This window comes from Brevundimonas sp. (assembly GCF_024711105.1).
Classification (GTDB): Bacteria; Pseudomonadota; Alphaproteobacteria; order Caulobacterales; family Caulobacteraceae; genus Brevundimonas.
In genome coordinates this window covers 1-3158 of record NZ_JANJTL010000002.1, presented here as the reverse complement: position 1 = coordinate 3158, position 3158 = coordinate 1, and the positions used below count along the sequence as shown (strand labels likewise).

Below are 3158 nucleotides of genomic sequence, written 5' to 3'. Positions count from 1 at the left end.
GGCCTGAACCTCTGGGTCGTGTCGGACAACCTGAGGAAGGGCGCGGCGCTGAACGCGGTCCAGATCGCCCAGCTGCTCGACGAACAGGGCGTCATTCAGCCGAAGTCCGGCTTCCGCTCGATCACCCTCTAGTGGCCGCCGCCCGAGTGCAGGCGTTCCTGACGTTCCTCGCCCCGAAGGGGAGAGGAGGGCCCCGCCACGCTGAGCGCGAAGCGCGAGGCGATTGGGCGGGAGGTGAGGGCTATTCCACAGGCCCGAGCCAACGCCCTCATCTCCCGCATGGAGCTCCGGGCTGCGCCCTCCGGCATGCGGGGCCCTCTTCTCCCCTGACGGGGCGAAGAGTTGTGTGCTCATGACACCCCACGCCCGTTCCGAAGCCACCACCGCCCTGATCGCCGGGGCGGGCTGCTACGCCATGTGGGGCTTCATCCCGCTGGTGTTCCAGCAGATGGGCCACCTAGGCGCGGACGCGTGGGAGATCATGGCCCACCGGGTGCTGTGGGGCGTGTTCTGGGCGGGATTGCTGGTCCTGATCGCGCGACAGGCGGGCCAGGTGCGCGCCATCCTCGGCCGACCCAAGACCCTGATCTGGCTGCTCGTCTCGACCGTGCTGATCGCGGTCAACTGGACCGTATATGTCATCGCGGTGAACTCGGGCCGGACGCTGGACGCCAGCCTCGGCTACTACCTCAATCCCCTGCTCAACATGGCCGCGGGCGCCTGGCTGTTCCGCGAGCGGATCGACCGCTTCGGCCAGGCGGCGATCGCTCTGGCGGCCATAGGCGTGATCCTCCAGGCCCTGGCGCTGGGCCACCCCCCGTGGATCTCGCTGGTCCTGGCCTTCTCGTTCGCCGCCTATGGGGTGATCAGGAAGCGCGTCGAGGCCGACGCCCAGTCGGGCCTGTTCATCGAATGCCTGCTGCTCGCCCCGCTCGGCCTGATCTGGGTGGCGATGATCGAGACCAACGGGACCGGCCACCTGTTCGCCTCGCCCTGGGCGACCTTCTGGCTGCTGATCGCGGGCCCCGCGACGGTCCTGCCGCTCATGCTGTTCGCCTGGGCGGCGCGGCGGATGCCCCTGTCGACCATGGGCTTCCTGCAGTTCCTGGCCCCGACCATCGCCTTCGTCATCGGCGTCAGCCAAGGCGAGCCCTTCGGCTGGCTGCGCGGCGTCTCCTTCGCCTTCATCTGGCTGGGCGCTGCGGTCTATGCGGCCGGCGCGCTCAAGCGCTCGCGCGCGGCCAAGGTGGTGGCGGTCGAGCCCGGCCTGTTGGACGATCCGGCCGAGGACCGCTCGGCTCAGAGCGAGCGGTAGAGCGCCTCGAACAGCGCCACCGGGCGCGGGTCGCCGATCAGGTGGGGCGACTGGCGGTTCATGACGTAGCTGGCCGAGACGCCGGTCTCGGGATCGGCCATGGTGACCGAGCCGCCCCAGCCGTAGTGGCCGACGGCCTGCCGGCCCGGCCCGAAGATGGCCTGGCCGTCGTTGCGCAGCAGGCCCGCCGCCCAGCTGAGGTCGAAGGGCAGGACGCGATCCGGTCCGCTGATGCGGCTCTTCGTCAGTTCGGCCACGGTCTGGGACGACAGCACGGCCTCGCGGTCCAGCACCCCGCCGTTGGCCACCACCGCCATCAGCCGGGCCAGCGCCAGCGACGTGGCGTGGCCGTTGGCTGACGGGATCTCGGCCCGTCGCCAGTCCGGGGCGTCGCGGCGGCCGACGCTGGCGCCTCGGTTCAGGAAGGCGGCCTTGCGGACATCGGTCAGCTCGCCGAGGTCGGGCAGGGCGGTGGGCTTGCGCACCTGGGCGACGCGGTTGTGCTCGGCGTCGGGCAAGCCGATCCATACGTCCAGGCCAAAGGGAGCCGCCAGGTCCTCACGCAGCGCCCGGCCGAGCGTGCGGCCGTCGGCGCGGCGGAACAGCTCGCCGACCATGTAGCCGACGGTGATGGGGTGATAGCCCGACGCCGTGCCCGGCTCCCACATGGGCGCCTGGGCGGCCAGGCGCGCCAGCACAGCCTCGCGGTCGTACCAGAGATCCGGATCGGTCAGTTCGTCGAAGCCAGGCAGGCCGGCCTGATGGCTCAGCAGCTGGGCGACCGTGATCGTGTCCTTGCCGGCCTGCGCGAACTCCGGCCACAGGTCGGCGACCGGCTGGTCATAGCGGATGCGCCCGGCGTCGACCGCGCGCGCCATCATCAGGGCCGCGACCGCCTTGGTGGAGGAGAAGACCGGAAACAGCGTCTCAGGCCCGACCGGCGCCGTCTTCGCCAGATCGGAAAAGCCGGCCATCAGGTCGATGACCGGCTCCCCCTTGATGCAGACCGAGAAGCGCGCGCCGAGCTCGAGGCCCAGATCGAAATGAGCGGCGAACCGTTCGCGGACGGCGGCGAACCGGGCCGGGCAGATGCCGCTGACTTCGGTCATGCGCGCTCCCTCAGTAGCGGTAGTGCTCCGGCTTGAACGGGCCTTCCGGCTTCACGCCGATGTAGGCGGCCTGCTCGTCCGACAGCTTGGTCAGCTTGGCGCCCAGCTTTTCGAGGTGGAGCATGGCGACCTTCTCGTCGAGCTTCTTGGGCAGGGTGTAGACCTGCTTCTCATAGGCCTTGTTGTTGGTCCACAGCTCGATCTGGGCCAGGGTCTGGTTGGTGAAGCTGGCCGACATGACGAAGGACGGGTGGCCCGTGGCGTTGCCCAGGTTCACCAGGCGGCCTTCCGACAGGACGATGATCTTCTTGCCGTCCGGGAATTCCACGTGGTGGACCTGCGGCTTGATCTCGTCCCACTTGAAGTTTCGCAGGCCCGCGATCTGGATCTCGGAATCGAAGTGGCCGATGTTGCAGACGATGGCGTTGTTCTTCATCGCCCGCATGTGGTCGACCGTCAGGACGTCCTTGTTGCCGGTGGCGGTGACGAAGATGTCGGCCGAGCCCGCGACGTCCTCGATCGTCTTGACGTCATAGCCTTCCATCGCGGCCTGGAGCGCGCAGATGGGGTCGACCTCGGTGACCACCACGCGGGCGCCGCCGTTGCGCAGCGACGCGGCCGAGCCCTTGCCCACGTCGCCATAGCCCGCGACCACGGCAACCTTGCCGGCCATCATCACGTCGGTGCCGCGGCGGATGGCATCGACCAGCGATTCACGGCAGCCGTACTTGTTG

The 3158-nt window shown here is 69.2% G+C and carries 3 protein-coding genes and 1 pseudogene; 2 read left to right on the top strand and 2 right to left on the bottom strand.

Features of this window, described 5'->3' with window-relative positions; all coding sequences use genetic code 11:
* Window positions 1–132 (top strand): annotated as a pseudogene (locus tag Q0M60_RS00025) (aspartate-semialdehyde dehydrogenase); the annotation flags it as partial.
* Window positions 133–352: 220 nt separating this feature from the next.
* Window positions 353–1315, top strand: a complete 963-nt coding sequence (gene rarD / locus Q0M60_RS00020; protein ID WP_296814309.1) for an EamA family transporter RarD — start codon at window positions 353–355, stop codon at window positions 1313–1315.
* Here rarD and Q0M60_RS00015 read toward each other — a convergent pair.
* Window positions 1300–2424, bottom strand: coding sequence for a serine hydrolase domain-containing protein (locus Q0M60_RS00015; protein ID WP_296814306.1), 1125 nt, complete (start codon window positions 2422–2424; stop codon window positions 1300–1302). The genes rarD and Q0M60_RS00015 overlap by 16 nt on opposite strands.
* 10 nt (window positions 2425–2434) lie before the next feature.
* Window positions 2435–3158: adenosylhomocysteinase (locus Q0M60_RS00010; protein WP_296814303.1), on the bottom strand; the 724-nt coding region annotated here is incomplete at its 5' end.

What these genes read in the sequence shown, in the direction of transcription:
- rarD (WP_296814309.1), top strand. Translation starts at nt 353, where the DNA reads ATGACACCCCACGCCCGTTCCGAAGCCACCACCGCCCTGATCGCCGGG.
- Q0M60_RS00015 (WP_296814306.1), bottom strand. Translation starts at nt 2,424, where the DNA reads ATGACCGAAGTCAGCGGCATCTGCCCGGCCCGGTTCGCCGCCGTCCGC.